A 21,321-nucleotide genomic window follows, 5' to 3' on the forward strand; every position below is an offset into this window, starting at 1 on the left:
ATTATTGTACGTCTGTAAGTGTTATAGTAAAATCAAGTATTGAATTTGCCGGAATCAAAGATGAGGGTGATTGTGTTCCATAAGCGTAATAAGAAGGTATGATCAATCTGATTTTACCCCCTTTTTGTATTTTTTGAATCCCAAACTGCCATCCTAAAATAACATTTCCAAGTTTAAAAGAGATTGGAGTTCCTTTGGAGCTATCGAAAATAGTACCGTTTAATAATCTACCTTCATAATCTGCAGTAATGACCGTTGAATTTAGATAACTTACGTTACCTGTCCCAGGAGCTATTATCTGATAAAAAATACCACTCGCATCTTTTGTTGCCGGGATATTATTAGTCTTTACAAAAGCACTTATTGCAGCAGTATCCGTTTTAAATTGAGGCGTAGGATCGTAAGAATCATCAATAGACACATTTTTCTTACAAGCTGCAAAGCATCCTGCCAGGCATAGCAATAAAATAATATGTTTAAACTTAACCATCATCCGCAAAAATAAGCTTTTAATACGGATGCTACAATTTTTAACCTATTTTAACAATTTTAAAGAGTATAAAGAGCAAAGAAGTACTTTCAAAAAATTGATAATCCAAATTTTCTTTGAATTCTTTGGTCTTTAACCTTATTGTGTATTAGACAGCTGTATGGTAAAATCTAATACTGAATTGCCTGGAATAGAACCTACGGCTCCGCTTCCATAACCTAAACCTGGTGGAACAATTAACCTGATTTCACCACCTTTTTGGATTTTAGGAATACCTATTCTCCAGCCTTGTATTAATTCTGCCAGATTAAAGGTCTGCTCTTTGCCACCGCCATTATCAAACACAGTTCCGTCTAATAACCTGCCTTCGTATTTAATGGTGATTTTAGTATTGCTGGGATAAGTAAAAGAACCCGAACCAGGTTTAATGATCTGATAATATAAGCCAGAGTTATCTCTAACGGCATTGATATTATTTTGTTTAATAAAATCAGTAATCTGTTTTTCAGGATCCTCATCTTTTTTACAAGATGAAACTGCAACTACACATAAAAAGAGTATGGTGAGGAATCTAAATTTAATCATGCGCGAAAATAGGATTTTAATAGCATAAAGCTAAGGACTTATTATTTTTTCAACTTCTGTCATGCTGAGGCACGAAGCATCTGTTTCATCGGCTGCAGATGCTTCGTGCCTCAGCATGACAGCATTATGGATTCTGCAAGAAAAAGGATAACCTTTCAGTCAGAGCTAATTGTTCAGCCTTTGTGGTACTATTAACCCGAATCTCCAAAGCCAAACACAAAAAAAAGGTTTAGCGCTTGAGTAATGGACCCAAACCCCAAACCTTAAACCCTACACCTAAACCTACCTTAAAAAATATATTTATTTGCTTCAATAAGCTGTTGTGCAACTCTTTGACGGGCATCTTTAACATTAAACGGCTCTACTTTTGTAAATCGACGCAAGCCAACCAACATCATCCGTTGCTCATCACCTTCGGCAAAAGCCCAAAGTGCTTCTTTACCTGCTTTGGCAACACCGTCAACCGCTTCTACTAAATAAATTCTTAATAGATCCAATTGGCCTGCAACTGCTTCCTCTCCACGTGTGCTTGCCAATTTTTCTGTTCTCAAGAGTGCAGATTCTAGCACATAAACATAACTCGCCATGTCGGCAATGTTCATTAAAATTTCCTGCTCTTTGCTTAAGGTCATCATTAACTTTTGAACCGCAGCACCAGCCACCATTAAGGTTGCTTTTTTCAAATTCGAGAGTACTTTTTTCTCTGCAGCAAATAAGGTGGTATCTTCTTCACCAAAATCAGGGATGCTCATCAATTCAGCGGCAACTGCGGTAGCTGGCGTCATTAAATCCAACTCGCCTTTCATGGCGCGTTTCAGCATCATGTCAACGGTCAACAAACGGTTAATTTCGTTTGTGCCTTCGAAAATCCGGTTGATACGTGCATCGCGGTAAGCCCTATCCATTGGCGCATCGGCACTAAATCCCATTCCACCGTAAATCTGCACGCCTTCATCTACTGTGTAGTCTAATGCTTCAGAGCCCCATACTTTTAAAATGGCACACTCTACCGCAAATTGCTCTACAGATTTTAACCTGGCTTTGCCCGATTCCATTCCGCCTGCAACCAGTTGATCGTAGGTATCATCAATATTTTGTCCGGCACGATAGTTTGCCGAATCAACAGCATAAAGTTTAGCAGCAATTTCTGCAATTTTGAAACGAATGGCACCATATTTAGAAATTGGGCGACCAAACTGGATCCTTTCATTCGAATAATTAATCGCTGTGTTCAAAGTTGCTTTTGATGCACCAATAGCAGCCGCAGATAATTTGATACGGCCAATGTTTAAAATATTTACCGCGATTTTAAATCCATTTTCCCTGTCACTCAACATATTCTCAACAGGTACCATGCAATCATTAAAGAAAACCTGACGGGTTGAAGATCCTTTGATCCCCATTTTGTGCTCTTCCGGATTCATGGTGATGCCACCGAAATCTTTCTCTACAATAAATGCAGTTAAGTTTTTATCATCATCAATTTTCGCGAAAACGATAAAAATATCGGCAAAACCACCATTGGTAATCCACATTTTCTGACCAGTAATGATATAGTGTTTACTATCTTCACTTAATTTGGCCTTGGTTTTACCAGAGTTCGCATCCGAACCCGAGTTTGGCTCAGTTAAGCAGTAAGCTGCCTTCCATTCGCCCGAACCTAACTTAGGGATATATTTTGCTTTCTGTTCTTCGTTACCATAATATAGAATCGGCAAAGTGCCTATGCCTGTATGAGCAGAAAGTGCTACAGCAAAAGAGTGGCCTGCACCTACCACATCTGCAACCAGCATAGAAGTATTGAAGTTTTTACCAAAACCACCGTACTCTTCCGGTACTGAAACGCCAAGAATACCCAGTTCGCCAGCTTTGGTTAAAAGTGTTGGCATCAATTCAGGATCTTCCTGTTTGTCAATTTTGTCTAAATTGGGATAAACCTCGGCCGCAAGAAAATCGCGACAGGTTTGTGCAATCATCTGCTGCTCTTCATCAAATTCTTCAGGGATAAATACTTCCTGATAAGTGGTATCCTTAATTAAGAATTCACCGCCTTTAATTGTCTTTTTTTCAGTTGTTTCCATTTTAATAGTATCTAGTAATGAGTATCTGGTATCAAGACAAAGCTTAACACCAGATATCACCAAATTTTAATATTGGGCAGCTATTATCAGGTATCAAAACTGCGTTCAAAACTTGATATCGCTTTATTATTTTTTTCTATTATTTCCTTTTATTCAATCCGGACATTTTATACTCAAACCTTAATGCTTACACTTTGATACTTCTATCCAAAGCATAAACCATTTTTTGAATCTCAGTAGTTTTCTCAATCAAATCGGCTGATAATTCATCATCTAGTAATTCAAGTCGATTTGAAATAATCAATTGTGTCTCTAACTCAAAAGCTGAACCTTGGCTTATGTTCAAAAAATATTTGAATTGAGCACCACTTCCTCTACCAGAACCCTCAGCTATATTCGAAGGAATTGATACCGAACATCTTTTCATTTGCGAAATCAATCCAAATCTTTCTTCATTCGGCAAGAGCGATGTCGCTTTATAAACTTCAACAGCTAAGTCGATTGATTTTTTCCAAACTTTTAATTCTTTAAAATTGTGCATATTTATTAGTATTAGTGACTGAGTAATATGTTGGGATGATTTATTAACTGGTTTATTCACCTTGCTATTAAATCTTGATACTACATACTCATATCTCGATACTATCTAAAAAAGTTCAAATATCCCCGCAGCACCTTGCCCTGTTCCTACGCACATGGTTACCATTCCATATTTCTTATTTTGTCTTTTTAATTCGTTCATAATCTGCACGGTAAGTTTTGCGCCGGTACAGCCCAGCGGATGGCCGAGTGCAATTGCACCACCGTTTACATTAATTACCTCTGGATTTAAATCCAATGTTCTGATTACGGCTAACGATTGTGAGGCAAAAGCTTCATTCAGTTCAATTAAATCGATATCTTCTTTTTTCAAACCTGCTTGTTTTAATGCCTTTGGAATCGCCTCAATTGGGCCAATACCCATGATGCGCGGCGGAACACCTGCGACACCATAACTTACCAACCTGGCAATAGGCTCGGCATTCAATTCCTTCATTTTCTTTTCAGAAACCACCAAAACAAAGGCTGCACCATCAGATGTTTGCGATGAATTACCCGCAGTTACACTTCCAACCGCATCGAATACCGGTTTCAGTTTCGCCAACTTTTCTAAAGTAGTATCAGCACGCGGACCTTCATCGGTATCAACCACATAAGAACGGGTTTTCTTTTTTAGGTTGGCATCAAGATAATTTTCATTTACCGTGATTGGCAGAACACCATCTTTTAAATGACCGTTTTTTATCGCATGAATAGCTTTCTCATGAGATTTTAACGAAAATGCATCCTGATCTTCACGACTCACATTATATTCTTTAGCAACAGCCTCAGCGGTTAAGCCCATGCCCCAATACCAATCTGGATTGTTTTTTGCCACCTCTGCATTAGGCACCAGTTTCCAGCCACCGAAAGGCATTCCACTCATTACCTCAACGCCACCTGCAATGATACAATCGGCCATGCCAGCCTTAATTTTAGCAACTGCAGTGGCAATGGTATCTAAACCCGACGCACAGTAGCGGTTCACCGTAACACCAGGAACTTTATCGGTATCTAAACCCATTAGGGAGATCATACGGCCAATATTTAAGCCTTGCTCTGCCTCTGGTGTAGCGTTACCTACTATTACATCATCAATCTGTTCGTTATCTAAATTCGGAACTGATGCCACTAAAGCCCTGATTACCTCTGCGGCTAAATCATCTGCTCTTGTAAAACGGAATACGCCACGGGGTGCTTTACCCACTGCTGTACGATATCCGGCTATAATATATGCTTCCATTGTTTAGTATCTAGTAGTTAGAATCAAGTATCCAGACTTAATTCTAGCATTATTATTTTATTTGTTATTTACTATGAGTAATTTTTTTCGACAATCGTATCTTGATACTTGATACTCTTATCTTGATACTGATATCTTAATATTCAACTCACTAATTCCTCAACGGTTTCCCTTTTGTAATAATACTCTGAATCCTTTCCAAACTCTTCCTTTCACCCGCAAGTGATAGAAAAGCTTCTCTTTCCAGATCCAATAAGTATTGCTCGGTTACTTCTGTTGGCGCAGATAAATCACCACCACACATTACATAACCTAATTTCTCGGATATTTTTTTATCGTGTTCAGAAATAAAATGCCCGGCGTACATGCTGTTTGCACCTGCATAAACAATTCCTAAACCTTGCTTTCCTAATACTTTAATGTCGTTACGCTGAACGGGTTTGGTATATCCTGCATCGGCCAGTTCTATCGCTTTTGCTTTTGCATCAGCCAATAAACGGTTCCGGTTCATTGAGATCGAGAATTTATCTTTTTGCAGATAACCCAGTTCGTAGGCTTCGTAACCCGAAGTGGAAACTTTAGCCATTCCTATGGTTAGAAAGCGATCTTTCAAGGCATTCTGCACAATCTGATCGTCTTTATATTCATCAGATGCACGTAAAGCAAACTCTTTAGTACCGCCGCCGCCAGGGATAACGCCCACGCCAAATTCAACCAAACCCATATAAGTTTCGGCGGATAGCTGCACGTGATCAGCATGCAAGCTAAACTCGCAACCACCGCCTAAGGTTAAATTATGTGGTGCTACTACAACCGGAATAGAAGAATAACGGATGCGCATTGAGGTATTCTGGAACATTCTGATCGCCATGTTCAATTCATCCCACTCCTGCTCCACCGCCATCATAAAAATCATCCCCACATTTGCTCCGGCAGAAAAATTTGCCCCATCGTTCCCGATCACCAAACCGCGGTAATCTTTCTCGGCCATATCAATGGCTTTGTTGATACCTGAAATTACATCACCGCCAATGGTATTCATTTTAGTGTGGAATTCTACATTTAGAATGCCATCGCCCAGATCAATAATGGAAACACCTGAATTTTTCCAAAGGGTTTTATTTTCACGTAGGTTATCTAAAATGATAAATTCATCTGTCCCCGGTAATGCTTTATAGGTTTTAGAAGGAATATCGTAATATTTTTTAACGCCATTTTCTACTTTATAGAATGAAGTATTTCCGGCATCAAGCATTTCGTGTACCCAAGCCGCAGCTTTATTACCATATTGCTCCATTCCTTCGATGGCTTCTTTTACACCAACGGCATCCCACAATTCGAATGGGCCAAGCTCCCAGCCAAAACCAGCTCGCATGGCATCGTCAATACGATACAATTCATCAGAAATTTCAGGGATTCTGTCTGATACATATTCAAATAAACCGAAAGAAGAATGACGGAACAATTCACCTGCCTTATCTTTTCCTTTGGCAAAAATCTTCATCCGCTCACGGAGGTTCTCCACCGGTTTGGTCATTTCTAAAGTCGCCGATTTTACTTTTTGCTGAGGCTTATATTCAAGGGTTTTTAAATCTAACGCCAGGATTTCGGTTTTACCGTCAGCAGATTTGGTTTTTTTATAGAAACCTTGTTTAGTTTTATCGCCAAGCCATTTGTTCTCTTCCATTTTTTGCACGTATGCAGGAAGTTTAAACAAATCGTGTGCTTTATCATCCGGACAGTTATCATAAAGCCCTTTAGCCACCTTAATCATGGTATCTAAACCTACCACATCAGAGGTACGGAAAGTAGCCGATTTTGGTCTGCCCAACGCTGGCCCTGTAAATTTATCAACTTCTTCTACTGTCAGATCTAATTTTTCAACCAAATGCAACAATGCCATAATGGAATAAACACCTACACGGTTTGCAATAAAGGCTGGCGTATCTTTACATAAAACAGTTGTTTTGCCTAAAAATTTATCACCATAATGCATCAGGAAATCAACAATTTCTGGCTGAGTATGCGGCGTAGGAATAACCTCCAATAATTTTAAATAGCGGGGCGGATTGAAAAAGTGTGTTCCGCAGAAATGCGATTTAAAATCTTCACTTCTTCCTTCAGCCATTAAATGAATAGGAATACCAGAAGTATTTGAAGTGATTAAAGTACCTGGTTTACGGAATTGCTCTACCTGCTCGAAAACTTTTTTCTTGATATCAAGATTTTCGACTACGACTTCAATTACCCAATCGTAATCGACAATTTTCGACATATCATCGTCGAAATTTCCAGTCTTGATTTTATTTAATGCTTTTTTGGTATAAACTGGCGATGGATTTGTTTTTACAGCCGTTTGCAAAGCTGTATTTACAATTCGGTTTTTTACAGCTGGGTTATCCAGTGCTAATCCTTTTGCCTGCTCTTCAGGGCTCAAATCTTTAGGGGCAATATCCAGTAGCAAAACCTCAACACCAATATTGGCGAAGTGGCATGCAATACGAGAACCCATAATACCTGAACCTAGAACAGCAACTTTATTAATGCTTCGTTTCATCAGTATATATTTTTCTTTTATGGTCCGATGTAACCTGTTATGTAAAATTACACAGCAGATTTCATGATTATATTTATTAATCTACAGTATAGGCTACTGTGATATCATTTAGTTTGATAAGCAGGTTAATAAAAGTCTCTTTTTCTTTTTTCGAAAAATGCTCATCAAGATATTCATTAAATTTTCGAACAACCCCCTTGGCCAAATGTTTTTTCTCTTTCCCAAAATCAGTCAGAAAAACCTTTACCGAACGTTTATCACCTGCAGATGTTTCACGGTAAATGAGGTTAGCCTCTTCCATATTATTTAACATCCTAGACAAACTGGTTGCCTTAACCCCAAGCAAGCCAGCTAAATTAGAAACTGCAGTTCCTTCAGCATCATCAATATTAATAAGCATGTAACCAATGGCCTGGGTAATCCCAAAACTAGATGCCATTTGATTGTACTTATTAAACATATTTTGCCAGGCAAACTTAACATGGTAATCTATGGTTTGTTGTTGTTTCATTTTCACTAATTTATTATGCTTGCATAACAAAGCTAATGAATGTATTTTGTTAATGCAATAGAAAAATTCAAAATATTTGTCAAATTTTTCTTATCATAGTCATACACAAAATGAAAACACATTATATGTTAAAAATGAAACAAATACTCTTGTTTAGTCTGTTCATATTATGGGCTACAATTTGCCAAAGCCAGGTATCTTATTTCGGAAAAGCCCTGTTAAACAGTCAAAAATTAGAGATTTTTAAAAAAACAACCACCTTATTTACTTTGCAGTATGCTGATTATGCTGAGCTGGAAAAATTTGATCAGGCCATTAAAAAAAACTGGACCATTACACCATATAAAATTATTAAGCCCGAAGAGCTGGCCCGTTATGATACGCTTGCAAATTATTCAGTTTTTCATTTTGATGCTTATGCAGAGGAGTCGGATAGTACATCCAACCTGAATATAATTTATGCACTGAAATTATTAACACCGTCTAAAAAACCAAAAGTAAAGGAAGAAAGTATATTGGCAACAGTTGCGCTTTTTGCTGACCCTAACACCAATCTGCTTGTCAGAACGCAAGACCAACAATATGGAAGCAAAAAAAGTATAAAAAATAATATTTTATCATATTTCTATAACAAGTCTAGTTTCTTTAACTGGTCGCCAGGCTTTTTAACGGGTTATTTAAAACAGATTAATGATGGATTGCTTGCAAATGAAAACTGCAGTATAGATTATCAATTTTATAATAAAGTACGCTTACCTGAATTGGCAAAGGAAACACTTTATATACCCCAATATATTAAGGAAGTGTTTTCTTCAAGATTAACACTTTTACCAGCATCAGGTATTATTGCTGAACCTTATAATTACAAACTTAAATTCATATCGTACAAAGAACTTGATAGTTTAATTCTGAATAAAACTGCCAATGTTAAATATGTAGTTTACACACAGCGATCCAGCGATAAAATAATCAGTATATATGATAGCAAAGACGATAAGATTATTTATCAGCGCTTTTATCCGCAATCAACAAATTTTGAGATGAATGATTTAAGCGAGATTAAAAAGGTAATTGTTTCACTTAAATAAGTTGAATTCAAATAATATCTATTGCGCTGTCATTCTGAACGCAGTGAAGAATCCCTGACAAAAGAGCCACTAGTTTTATTATTTCAAAAGACTGTTGCGTTAGAGTTAGTTTAACAAAGATCCTTCACTGCACTACCATTGACAGACTCCAATAGAGTGGTCGTCATCTCTACCGCAGCAACGCGAAGTGGAGAGATCTCTCAAAACAGATTTCTCGACTGCGTTGCACTCCGCTCGAAAGGACGGTAACACGAGGAATTTTTACATGTAGATTAATTACTGTTATTTATATTGATTTTTATAAAATAAATTACCCCTCAGGATGACAAATTCGTTTTTATGAATACTAAGCAAAAAACAGCTGGTTATTATAAACAAAACCTCTTAAACCAAAAAAGTCCCGATTTTCATCGGGACTTTTTAAATGCTGTTAAAAACAGACTAGTAAAGTGTAAACTCTACACGACGGTTTTGTTGACGGCCTTTTGCTGTTTTATTGGTAGCAATTGGTTGGCCCATACCGTAACCTGTAGCTTCAATACGCGATGCATTTGCACCTTGAGAAACTAAGTAAGCTTTTACAGATTCTGCTCTATCTTTCGATAAACGCAAGTTTAATTCTTTTGAACCTGTATTATCTGTATGACCAGCTAATTTTAAGCTAAAGTTTTTCTGAATCAATAATGCAGCAACTCTGTTTAAAGAGGCATAAGATTTAGAACGGATGGTTGCTTTACCTAAATCGAATTCCAAGTTTTTAATCGCTTCGTTAACCACTTTACGATCTTCTTCAGTTACGATTACTTTTTCTACAACTTTTTCAGGAGTTTTTAATGGACAACCAGCACCATCAACAACAGTTCCTGCTGGTGTATCCGGACATTTATCTAATTTATCAGCAACACCATCTCCATCTGTATCTTTCAGGATGTCGTTCATTTCTGAACGTAGTTTTGCATTCTCAGCTTTTTGAGCATTCAAATCAGATTTTAAACCATCTGCGGTTTGTCTTGCTTTTAATGCTTCATCATAAGTTAAAGCTACCGGATTATGGAAAGCCAATTGTTTTCCGGTACCTAAAGCAAATTCTAAACCAGCATATGCATAGTTGTATTTATCATTACTGCCTCTGTAGTAACCGTCTAAGTTGTCGCCATCAAGGAATGTAATTGTCCAACCTAAATCGAGGTTAACCGCATCAGAGATTTTAAACTTAGCACCTAAACCTACAGGAATAATCAATTCGTTGATATTTTTATCACCTGCATATAAAAAAGTACCAGCTGCTGTGGTAATAGTAGGTTTATAACCTGCAATACCAGCACCGGCAGAAGCATAAAGCTGTAAAGCATTCTCTTTTTTAAACATATCGATATTGAACATGTTTACTACAGCATTTAAACTTCCTGAATAAGATAATTGAGTATCAAAATCTTTTACAGGAGAGTTGTTTACCATACCATTTTCATAAGGCTCGGTATTATCGCCTTTTAATTTACCACGAACTCCATCTAAGCGAAGAGAGAAATAAGGTGTAAATTGTTTTTTAATGTAAAGGCCATAACCGAAACCTGATTTGTTATTACTGAAATCATTTTTTCCACCCAATGGTGATAATGGTGTAAGTACACCGGCGTTTACGCCGACAGACCAGGTTCTGAAAGTTGTTGTTGAAGTTGCAGGGCTATCTTGAGCTGAGGCAACCGACCCAATTAATAAACCAGCAAGTGCAACTGGTAGGGTTTTGAATAATTGTAGTTTCATAATTTTATGTATAACGTTGGATAGCGTCTCTCAGTCTTTACAATTGCCATACCAAAAATACAATTGGGTAAAAATACTTATCAACTTTTCAACACTAATTACCTATGAAGCAAACGTGTAGAAATAAAAAAAATAGTTAAAAAAGTAAGCACACCGCTAAAAGCGCCTCATTTTATGGATTTCCATAAAAAACTTAAGTTTCAGCATTCAAAACCTGTTTAACTGCCATTTTACAGATCAATGCTGATACCGGGGATTTCTGAATAACAGATAAATATTTACAATTCTCTTCTTGGTCGATTATCACCTGATATTGTATCTACTTTATTATATATCAATTGATATCACCGGCAAATTTCCATCTGGTACTAAAATTTTCTGGCAATTGCTGGTTGGTTAATAAGGCTCTTACCATTTCTACGGGCATATTATTTTCGTGCAATATGCGATTATGAAACTCAACATTGGTCATTTTACCGCTTTCTACCAATTCTTTGTGCAACGCCCTAAATTGTAATCCGCCTAACATGTATCCAATTTGATACAACGGCCCATACCCACCGGTAAACGATCTTCGTACTTCAGCCACTGCATTGGCACGCTCAAAACCAACACGATCTACTAAAAAGTCGATACACTGCTGAGGTGTCCATTTACCTAAATGGTAATTCATCGAAAAAACAATACGCGCACAACGGTGCATGCGCCAAAAAAGCATTCCAATTTTATCTCCCGGAGATTTTGCGAAATTCTGGTCCCACAGCAACATCTCCCAGTACAGCGACCAGCCTTCCGTCCAGAAAGGAGTACCAAATACTTTGCGATAAGGCTTGTAGCGGCTTTGCATAAAATATTGAAGGTTGTGTCCCGGAATAAGTTCATGAAAAACTACGGCTCTTGAAAAATGCCTGTTATTACCGCGCAGGGTCATCATTTTCGCATCTTCGCTCATGTCTTCTGTCGGATAAGCAATTAATACGGATTCGCCACCCAGAAAAAACGGAGCAAATAATTGTTCCTTCGGACTTAACATGCGCATGCGCCAGCCTTCTTTGGCCAGGGAAGGAATGGCGATGAGTTTATTTTTTTCTACAAAATTGATGGCTTCATTGGCTAGTTCATAAACAAGTTCAGGCTGTTTACCTAATTCAGGGTAATCGGTTTTTACCTTTTCCAATGCTTTTTTCCAATCGTTACCAAAGCCCATTGATTGGGAGGCTTTTAGCATTTCGGCATCACACCAGGCAAATTCCCTCATTGCAATAGCCTCAATCTGCTCAGGTGTATAAGCAATCATCTCATCGTTTAAACTGCTTAATAGAGCCGTTCTTCCTATCGGATTACCAATAATACCACTTCCATCATCTTTGGCATTAGAGGGTTTAGCTATTTTATCCAGTACAAGAGCGTATTCCTTTAATGCGTCTACTACATCCGGATAAACTGCTTTTGTGGCTTTGGTAAATTGCGGATCGTAACCATCATAAAATTTATAAGCTTCAGTAAATACAGCCAGGTATTGATTCACAGTTTGCTCTGCCCAGGAAGCCTGTACCGGTGTCACAATCAAATCTTTATTTTTTACTGCCTTTGTGGTTTGCTGAATAGCCTCTTTCAGTTGTTCAAACTGTTGTTGAATAATTTTACCGTCTTGTTGTGTACCAATTCTTCGTTTTGCCTCAAAATCTAATACTGTTTTGGCAAAAGGCAAAGTAAAAATATTGCTTTTAAATTCGGCGTATTGCTGTTGCAAAATGGCCGAATCTGATCGGATATTGCGTTTAAGCAAAATATAATCTACCCTTTCGTTTGCAGTTAGCTTTTTAAAAGGCAATGCCCTTAACTGTTTTTGCCATTCGGTATAAAAGCTTTCCATCCGCGTAAAGTATTCATCTGATCGCTTGAGCGTATATTTACGGTTAAGCATGGTCTCGTCTGCTTGGTATTGATTAATCAGTGGACTTACCAGGCTGGCTTCATTAGTTTGAGCGTGTGATTGTACCGCAACGGTTAGAAACAAAAATATAGAAAATAGTTTGCGCATAGCGATCTGGTCATTTTGAATTGGTTGATGCAATATAACTAAACCACTAAGTATTGCTGCAGGGCAGCTATGTAACTTATTTAAAGATATTAGATTAAATTAACTCAGGCAGATCGTACTTTGTTACGCTAAAATGGCTTACCAGCCAATAGCTTTATCATCCCCTCTCGGGTCGGCACCACCCTGATAGTTACCCCAGTTTGTCCTTAAAATGGCATCAACCCTCCCAATTGGGCCTCTTTGCAAGATTTTATAACCTTTAGCTTTTAATTTTTCTATTGATAAGCTATCGATAGCATCTTTTTCTATATACACCTCATCCGGCAGCCATTGATGATGAAACTTTTTAGCAGCCACAGCAGATTGCATAGACATGTCGAAATCGATTACATTAATAATGGTTTGAAATACGGAAGTGATAATGGTTGATCCGCCTGGCGTACCCACCACCATAAATAGTTTTCCATCTTTCTCCACGATGCTCGGCGTCATAGAGCTTAACATTCGTTTATTAGGTGCAATGGCATTTGCTTCTCCCCCTACCAAGCCATACATATTGGGTGCTCCAGGTTTAACAGAAAAATCGTCCATTTCGTTATTCAACAAAAACCCAGCCCCTTTTACGGCAACTAACGATCCGTAAGAACCATTTAAAGTAGTGGTAATGGAAACGGCATTTCCATCGCGGTCTACAATGGAGAAATGTGTGGTTTCTTCGTGTTCTGCACCTTTTATTTCGCCGGCCAAAACAGCACTGCTTGGTGTTGCAGCTACCCAGCTAAAGTTTGCCATACGGTTTTTGTTATAGTCGGCGCTCAACATTTGTTGTTGTGGAACAGCATAAAAATCAGGATCGCCTAAATGTGTTGCCCGATCGGCATACACTCTTCTTTCAGCTTCTACCATTACCTGTACGGTTGAATCGGCATTGTGCCCCCATTTTTTTAAAGGATAAGGCTCTACAGATTGGAGCAATTGGATTAAGGCTATACCTCCACTCGAAGTAGGCGGCATGGTAATAATTTTATAACCTCTATAATTCCCAGTAATGGGCTTGCGCCAGGTAGCGTGATAATTTTTTAAGTCTTCTTTTGTTATAAGTCCTTTGCCACGCTTCATTTCTGCCACAAGCGAATCGGCCACAGCGCCTTCATAAAAACCTACCCTGCCTTTTTCCTGTATCTGTTTTAGGGTATTACCCAATTCTTGTTGAATCAGAAGATCATTTTCCTGCCAGGTTTTTTCTAAATTTACAAAGGCCGTTCCATTTGGATTAAAATCCATAAATTGTCTATGCAAACTATTCAATTCACCAGCCTGCCGTTTGGTAATTTTAAAACCGTTTTGCGCCAGGTCTATTGCTGGCTGCAATACCTGAGCCCAGGAAAGCTTTCCATATTTCTTGTGCGCCTCCACCATACCATCTACTGATCCTGGTACGCCCGCAGCTAAATGTCCATATAAACTTTTATCTACAATTGGATTGCCGGCCGAATCGAGATACATATCTCTGCTTGCTGCTGCGGCTGCTTTTTCTCTAAAATCTAAGGCATTTATTTCGCCGTTTGCACCCCGGTAAACCATAAAACCTCCCCCACCAATATTCCCCGCGTTTGGGTAAACCACAGCCAGCGCAAACTGAACAGCTACAGCTGCATCAACTGCATTTCCTCCCTTTTTCAAAATAGCGATCCCCACCTGTGATGCTTCGGGATGGGCAGAAACCACCATTCCATTTTTATATTCACCACTGTTGTTTTTGCCTAATTGCCCGGTTACACAACCAGCCAATAACAGCACAACACTTAGGTATATTAATGATCTTTTAAAGTTATTGAGGGGCTTTATAGCTTTCTGCATCCTTATATATTTTTTCGATTACCGCATTGTTTTTTTCGGTAATTACCTTTCTTTTTAAACTTAATTTTGGGGTAAGCTCGCCACCATCTATGCTCCACTCTTTAGGTAACAGTGCAAATCTTTTTACCTGTTCCCATTTACCAAAACCTACATTCGCAGCTTCGATAACCTCGTTATATTTAGTGAGTACCTGTTCGTTTTTAATAATCTCTTCATTCGACGTAAAGGTAATGCCTTTTCTGCCTGCCCAGGTTTTTAAGGTTTCGAAATTTGGAACAATAAGTGCAGAAGGGAATTTTCGGTTTTCACCCAGAACCATAATCTGTTCGATAAAAATTGATTCTTTATATTTATTCTCCAGCATTTGTGGGGCAACGTATTTACCGCCTGCTGTTTTAAACATTTCTTTTTTACGGTCGGTGATTTTTAAAAAACGACCATCAACCAATTCTCCAATATCTCCGGTATGGAACCATCCTTCCTGATCAACCGCCTCATCAGTTAAGTCAGGTCGGTTGTAATAGCCTTTCATTACCTGATGTCCTTTGGTTAAAACTTCACCATCTGGCGCTATTTTAACTTCCACACCTTTAATTACTTCACCAACGGTACCAAACATGGTTCCGCCTAAATGGTTAACCGTTATTACTGGTGAGGTTTCGGTTAGTCCATAGCCTTCAAAAACAGGCATACCAGCCGCCCAGAATATTCTGGCTAAACGCGGATTTAGTGCCGCCCCGCCTGATACGATCACTACAATTTCGCCGCCCAATGCTTCCTGCCATTTTTTGAAAACCAGCTTACGGGCAATCCCCAGTTTGAAGTTATACCAGGCACCCGCATCAATAGTATATTTTTCTGCTAAAGCTACCGACCAGAAGAAAATTCCTTTTTTAATTCCTTTTAATGCTTTACCCTTTTCCATTATCTTATCATACACTTTTTCGAGAAGTCTTGGAACGGTAGAGAACACATTAGGTTTTACATGTTGAATATCGGCTACAATAGTTTCCATACTTTCTGCATAGTAAATTTCTGTGTGATTGAACAGATACAAATAAATGATCATCCGCTCAAAAATATGTGATAAAGGCAGAAAACTTAAGCCTTTTTTAACGCCTTCTGGTATAACTACAGCCGAGTTTACAAAATTTGCGACTAAGTTATTATGCGTTAACATTACTCCTTTAGGTGTTCCTGTTGTACCAGAAGTATAAATTAAGGTTAAAATATCTTCGGGTGTTACTTTTGCACGATATTCTTCCAAATTAATATCGGTACTCGCCTTGCCCAGTTCAATTAACGTATTCCAGTTTTCAGTTTCCGTAATTTCGTTAAAGCTATAAATCTTAATATCCGGATTTATGGCATCGGCACAAGGTTTAATTTTTTTATACAATTCTTCATCAGCTACAAAAATAATGGCGACTTCTGCATCTTTTAGAATAAACTGAATATCATGCTCGGCTAAAGTTGGATATAAAGGAATCTGATAAGCTCCGATCTGGTTGGCTGCAAAATCGGCAATATTCCACTCAGGCCGGTTATGAGACATTACCGCAACCCTACCACCTTTGCCTATACCATTTTTAATTAATCCACGACTTAGGTTATCTACAGCATTACAAAAATCGACTGTACTATAATTTATCCATTTTCCGTTAATTTTTCCACTAATGAATTCCTGCTTAGGATTTTCGAGGCTGTATTTCAAAAGATCAAAAACCCGTTTAATTTCTGCCGCCATATGAATTGTATATTATTTGGTTAAGTTAAAAAAATCAAACATAATGATTGCTACCTATTATGCCTTTTTAATGAAAATAACACCTCGTAGTTATTAAAACGCTGTATTTACTTTCTGTTAAAATATTTTAATAAACTTAGTGATTACAAAATTACTATGCAAGCATTGTTTTTGTCCAACTGAATTTTTACCTAAAAAGTATAATCGGCATTAAAGTTGCTAGGGGATATACTTTAATTTAATAAAAAAGTACTATGAGAAAATTATTTACAATTTTAGGATGCATTGCATTATTCGCATTAACAACAACTAACGTTAAAGCGCAGAATTACAAAAACGCAATTGGTGGTCGTTTTGGAAGTTACAACGGTGTTTCTTTTAAAACTGGCCTAAATAAAGGCGCTATGTTAGAGTTAATTGGAAATTTTAGAAGTAACAGCGGTTTTAGCTGGGTACAATTAACAGGATTATATGAAGTTTATAATCCAATTAAAGGTGCTGATGGCTTAAATTGGTACTACGGTGGTGGTGCAAGTGTTGGCTCTGTGAAAAATAAAGTTATTGATGAAAGCGACATTTACTTAGGTTTAAATGGTGTTTTAGGTTTAGATTATAAATTTAAAGGCGCTCCAATTAACTTATCATTAGATTGGATTCCTACTTTAAGATTAACTCCTGATACTGATTTTTACAGTGGAGACGTTGGTTTAGGCGTTCGTTTTACTTTCTAAACATTAGAAAAAACCAAAAAAAACGCTAAGAAAACTTTTCTTGGCGGTTTTTTTACGTAAAACTTTTAATGCTGGAAGATTCGGTTCAGGTTTTGATATACTTCCAGGCTAGCGTATTGCGCTGGGCGCTAAGCGTAAATTAAAAACATAAAAAATCCCGTAGGAAATTAATCTTACGGGATTTTTTATACATACTGTTTTAACTTTAATTGATATTTTAATTATTGATAACACAAGGTAAGCCGTGTTTGGAAACTCATTGCTACATTTTTATTGTTACACCGTGCAGGTACCCAGTTCGGACAGGTTTCTAATAATTTGATCAGGTTACGATCCAATTGCGTATAATCTTTAGGTAGTTTGTTGGAAATACCAACGTTTTTTACACGGCCGGAAGCATCTATTATAAAAGTTGGAAGAACAGTTGATTGTAAACGTCCATTATTTACTCCATTTAATGAAACATTTGACATAAATTTATAAAATTTAGCAATTCCGCCTGGATACTTTGGCATTGTATCTACTTCTGAATACACGAAGAACTTCAATTGTTTGTTATAATAACCCTTACAAGATGCTTGTTGTGCAAAAACTTGATTATCCTTCAAAAATGAAAAGGTTAAAAGGCATAATATAAACAGAAAGAGCTTTATCATATTCGGTATTTGTTAAACAAATATCTTCAATAAAAAATCCTGTAAGAAATTAATCTTACAGGATTTTTTGTGCCTTGACTAAAGACTCAAGACTGAGGACTTAAGACTACGGACTAAATACCCGTCCATTTTTTTAACACTGCTTTTTGTGCTGGAGTCGCATTTTCGCTTACTGTGGTTTTTAAACGCACACTAGGATTTTCTTTCAAGGTTAAAGAGATTTCTTTTTCAAGACCGTCGCGTCTAACCTTAACTTTCAATATATCGCCAATATTCTTTTTACCTACCAATGGGATTGCATCTAAAGAAATCATCGGGCTTTTTAACCTTACCATTGCTAGTGCATCACTTAGTGAGGTATCATCTAAACTGAGTACCACATCATTTACGTTTAACCCGCTGATCCAGGCCGCAGAATTTCTTGTGGTAGAAGTAATCACCAAACCATCGTTGGTCAACTGGCCAGCAGCACCTGTAACTGGTTTGCCTGGAGTAGCATTCTCAGTCGATACATTTACACCCGCATAACCGAAGTATTTTACATATTCAACATCATCTACTCCATTCACATATTTTGCCCAGAAATTGGTAAAACTGATTCCAGCTATTTTCTCTACCATTGCTTTAAACTCTGCATCGGTGTAACCGCGTTTTAGAGTTTTGCATTGCAGGTACATGGCTTTCATTACATCATCTAAGCTTTTAGCACCTTTGGTAGCGTTGATAATTTCGAGATCCATTAAAATGCCAATCACTTCACCTTTATTGTAATAAGAGATTGAATTGTTTTTGGAGTTCTCGTTCGGGCGGTAGCCAATAATCCATGCATCATAACTAGAAGAAGCTGCCGATTGGTATTTCGCACCCGGGGTATTTAAAACTGTACCTATACCACCTGCTAAATCTTTCAAAAATTCGTCCACGTCGGTAAAACCGGCACGGTGCAAATATTTGTTCTCATAATAAGAGGTAAAACCTTCCGCAACCCAAAGATTGGTGGTGTAATTTTCGTTATCGTAATCGAACGGACCTAAAGCGACAGGGCGCAAACGTTTCACATTCCATAAGTGATGATACTCATGTGCAACCAAACTTAAAAAGCCTTTATATCCTTCAGCAGTATTGTAAGCATTTCTTGTAGCGCCTAAAGTGGTAGAGTTTAAGTGCTCTAAACCACCTCCACCTTTTAAGAAATTATGAACAATGAAGAGATAATATTTATTCGGGTTTTCGCCATAAACTGCAGTTTCTTTTTCAACAATTTTAGTCATATCTACTTTTAGCTTCTCTTTATCATAATTACCGCCACCATACATAGCTACTTCGTGGCGAACGCCCGCGGCAGTAAATTCGAAAACATCCTGGTTACCCACTTCAATAGGACTATCGTAAAGAATATCAAAATCTGTGGCTTTATAAGTAAACTGCTCACCGGCAACCGGAGTTAAACCAGTAGAAACTTTGCTCCAGGTATTGAAAGGAATAATTTTTACCGTACTTGGCGATTTGATCATGCCATCAGGATGCATAAAAATACCTGTTGGGGATAAGAAAGCATGAGATTCGTCGATAAATGGTGTACGCACTGAAATTTCAAATGCGTAAACCCGATAATTGATCCGGATATTGGTAGCCTTTGCCGAGAAAATTCTCCAGGTATTTTTCTTTACCTTTTCAACCTTAACGGCTTTACCTGCTGCAGTAGCCTTAAATTCTTCTACACTTTTTTCAAACTCGCGCACCAAATAGGAACCTGGTGTCCAAACGGGCATTTTTACATCTACATAATCTTTTACCAAGCCAGAAATATTCATCTGAACTTCAGCATAATGTGCCTGCGGTTCTTTAAAAGAAACCTCAAAGCCTATTTTTACCTGCGCCTTCGCTGCCATAATACACGTTAGTAGTAAAACTAAACTTAAAATTGATTTTTTATTAAACATATTCACTGTGTTTTGCTGCAAATTTAAATTTATTGATGAGTTTTTAATATAAAATAGCTAAATGTGGTGTAAAATAGTTGTTTCTGTCCGTTTGCGTGAGGTATTCGGCGATTGGCGGAAAATGGCTAGAACTTAGCACGGAACGTCATCAAAACTCAACTTATTGAGTTAGACTTATTATCTTGCACCCTAACTATGGATTTCCGACTTCAGACTTCGAACTAAAATCGGTAACATCCTTAATACAACAAATTTAGGACTAAACTATTTGAATATTTTTACGCTCTAATTCTAACATTAATTCAATTTAATGTTAGGATACGCACAACACAAATCATAAACATGAAGAAAAGATATATTATCTATGCTGTTTTAGCTATAGGCCTGGCCTATCTGGTCTATTACAGAATTAACGCAAATAAAAAACTTGAAGGAAAAGGTGGTGCATCTGCAGGAGCAGGAAAAGGTAAAGACGGTGGTAAAGGAGGTTCTTCTGCGCCTTTGGTGGTTGACGGAATTATAGTTAAGCCGGTATCATTTGACAACGACCTGGAGATAACCGGTGCCATTGATGCAAACGAATCGGTTGTATTGAAAAGTGAAGTATCAGGATTGGTTACCGGAATTTATTTCCAGGAAGGTACAACGGTAAGCAAAGGAAGTGTGCTGGTAAAAGTAAACGACAGAGATATACAGGCGCAATTGCAGGATGCGCTGACCAAACAAAAGCTCTCGGGCACAAACGAGAACCGGGCAAAACAATTGTTGGCCAAAGGAGCAATCAGTCAGGAAGAATACGACACCTCACTTGCAGATTTAAAATCGTTGCAGGCACAAGCGCAATTAATCAGGGCACAATTGGCAAAGACCACTATCAGAGCACCTTTTACCGGCAGAGTGGGTTTACGCAGCATCTCTGCCGGCACTTATTTAACACCTGCAACGGTAATTGCCAACCTGGTGAGTACCAATCCGGTTAAAGTTACCTTTTCTGTTCCGGAGAAATATGCAGGGCAAATTAAAGTGAATTCTGAAATCATATTTACTACCGATGGTTCTTCCAAAGAAAATAAAGGAAAAGTTTATGCGATAGAGCCAGGGATTAATGCCACTACGAGAACATTACAAATCAGGGCATTGGCACCAAATGCAGACAATGCTTTGTTACCCGGTTCTTTTGCGAAAATTAAACTGGCTTTAAGTACGGTACAGAATGCCATATTAATTCCTAATGAAGCTGTTGTCCCGGTTTTAAAAGGCAAGATTGTTTATATCCAAAAGGATGGTAAAGCAAAGGAAGTTAAGGTAGAAGCAGGTACCCGTACCGATGAAAACATTGTGATTACATCAGGATTAAAAGCTGGCGACACGGTGTTAACCACCGGATCGATGGCCTTGAAGAAAGATGCTCCTGTAAAAGTTCATTTGGTTAAAGAATAATT

At 37.9% G+C, this 21,321-nt stretch carries 16 protein-coding genes; 3 read left to right on the forward strand and 13 right to left on the reverse strand.

Annotated elements, in window-relative coordinates; all coding sequences use genetic code 11:
- Position 1: 1 nt before the first annotated feature.
- The 7 genes from KYH19_RS16795 to KYH19_RS16825 all read right to left on the reverse strand — a co-directional run bounded on the left by KYH19_RS16795 (position 2) and on the right by KYH19_RS16825 (position 8,046).
- The gene (locus tag KYH19_RS16795; protein WP_255562453.1) at positions 2–493 is read right to left on the reverse strand and encodes an FKBP-type peptidyl-prolyl cis-trans isomerase; all 492 of its coding nucleotides are present in this window, start codon (positions 491–493) and stop codon (positions 2–4) included.
- Between the two features lie 135 nt (positions 494–628).
- A complete protein-coding gene (locus tag KYH19_RS16800; RefSeq protein WP_219075932.1) occupies positions 629–1,075 on the reverse strand; it encodes an FKBP-type peptidyl-prolyl cis-trans isomerase in 447 nt (148 codons plus the stop codon).
- 287 nt (positions 1,076–1,362) lie between these two features.
- Positions 1,363–3,156 carry an acyl-CoA dehydrogenase family protein gene (locus KYH19_RS16805; protein ID WP_219075933.1) on the reverse strand — a complete coding sequence of 598 codons (1,794 nt, stop codon included), beginning with the start codon at positions 3,154–3,156 and terminating at the stop codon, positions 1,363–1,365.
- Between the two features lie 187 nt (positions 3,157–3,343).
- Entirely contained in the window at positions 3,344–3,697 is a 354-nt protein-coding gene (locus tag KYH19_RS16810) for a four helix bundle protein (protein ID WP_219075934.1), read from the reverse strand.
- Between the two features lie 105 nt (positions 3,698–3,802).
- Positions 3,803–4,978 (reverse strand): acetyl-CoA C-acyltransferase, encoded by a 1,176-nt coding sequence (locus tag KYH19_RS16815; protein ID WP_132403102.1) that lies wholly within the window; start codon positions 4,976–4,978, stop codon positions 3,803–3,805.
- Positions 4,979–5,129: 151 nt separating this feature from the next.
- Positions 5,130–7,535, reverse strand: a complete 2,406-nt coding sequence (locus KYH19_RS16820) for a 3-hydroxyacyl-CoA dehydrogenase/enoyl-CoA hydratase family protein (RefSeq protein ID WP_219075935.1) — start codon at positions 7,533–7,535, stop codon at positions 5,130–5,132.
- A gap of 76 nt (positions 7,536–7,611) precedes the next feature.
- A complete protein-coding gene (locus KYH19_RS16825; RefSeq protein ID WP_132403096.1) occupies positions 7,612–8,046 on the reverse strand; it encodes a MarR family winged helix-turn-helix transcriptional regulator in 435 nt (144 codons plus the stop codon).
- A gap of 134 nt (positions 8,047–8,180) precedes the next feature.
- Between KYH19_RS16825 and KYH19_RS16830 the strand changes: the two genes are divergently transcribed.
- On the forward strand, positions 8,181–9,134 hold the full coding sequence (locus KYH19_RS16830; protein WP_219075936.1) for a hypothetical protein: 954 nt from the start codon (positions 8,181–8,183) through the stop codon (positions 9,132–9,134).
- Positions 9,135–9,575: 441 nt separating this feature from the next.
- Here KYH19_RS16830 and KYH19_RS16835 read toward each other — a convergent pair whose 3' ends face one another.
- The 4 genes from KYH19_RS16835 to KYH19_RS16850 all read right to left on the reverse strand — a co-directional run bounded on the left by KYH19_RS16835 (position 9,576) and on the right by KYH19_RS16850 (position 16,549).
- Positions 9,576–10,898, reverse strand: a complete 1,323-nt coding sequence (locus tag KYH19_RS16835; protein ID WP_219075937.1) for a DUF6089 family protein — start codon at positions 10,896–10,898, stop codon at positions 9,576–9,578.
- Between the two features lie 334 nt (positions 10,899–11,232).
- A complete protein-coding gene (locus tag KYH19_RS16840; RefSeq protein ID WP_219075938.1) occupies positions 11,233–12,942 on the reverse strand; it encodes a DUF885 family protein in 1,710 nt (569 codons plus the stop codon).
- 138 nt (positions 12,943–13,080) lie between these two features.
- A complete protein-coding gene (gene ggt / locus KYH19_RS16845) occupies positions 13,081–14,802 on the reverse strand; it encodes a gamma-glutamyltransferase (RefSeq protein ID WP_219075939.1) in 1,722 nt (573 codons plus the stop codon).
- Positions 14,774–16,549, reverse strand: a complete 1,776-nt coding sequence (locus tag KYH19_RS16850; protein WP_219075940.1) for a long-chain fatty acid--CoA ligase — start codon at positions 16,547–16,549, stop codon at positions 14,774–14,776. Before KYH19_RS16850 ends, ggt begins: the two co-directional genes overlap by 29 nt.
- A 254-nt stretch (positions 16,550–16,803) precedes the next feature.
- Here KYH19_RS16850 and KYH19_RS16855 point away from each other — a divergent pair, with 254 nt between their 5' ends.
- Complete coding sequence (locus KYH19_RS16855; protein WP_219075941.1) at positions 16,804–17,280, forward strand: hypothetical protein; 477 nt, start codon at positions 16,804–16,806, stop codon at positions 17,278–17,280.
- A gap of 221 nt (positions 17,281–17,501) precedes the next feature.
- Here the strand turns inward: KYH19_RS16855 and KYH19_RS16860 are convergent, their stop codons facing one another.
- Together KYH19_RS16860 and KYH19_RS16865 are read right to left on the reverse strand one after the other, a co-directional pair.
- Complete coding sequence (locus tag KYH19_RS16860; RefSeq protein ID WP_219075942.1) at positions 17,502–17,888, reverse strand: hypothetical protein; 387 nt, start codon at positions 17,886–17,888, stop codon at positions 17,502–17,504.
- A gap of 161 nt (positions 17,889–18,049) precedes the next feature.
- Positions 18,050–19,879, reverse strand: coding sequence for a M61 family metallopeptidase (locus KYH19_RS16865; RefSeq protein WP_219075943.1), 1,830 nt, complete (start codon positions 19,877–19,879; stop codon positions 18,050–18,052).
- Between the two features lie 342 nt (positions 19,880–20,221).
- On the opposite strand from KYH19_RS16865, the gene KYH19_RS16870 reads away from it, so the two are divergent.
- Complete coding sequence (locus KYH19_RS16870) at positions 20,222–21,319, forward strand: efflux RND transporter periplasmic adaptor subunit (RefSeq protein WP_219075944.1); 1,098 nt, start codon at positions 20,222–20,224, stop codon at positions 21,317–21,319.
- Positions 21,320–21,321 lie beyond the last annotated feature (2 nt).

This window comes from Pedobacter sp. D749 (assembly GCF_019317285.1).
GTDB lineage: Bacteria > Bacteroidota > Bacteroidia > Sphingobacteriales > Sphingobacteriaceae > Pedobacter.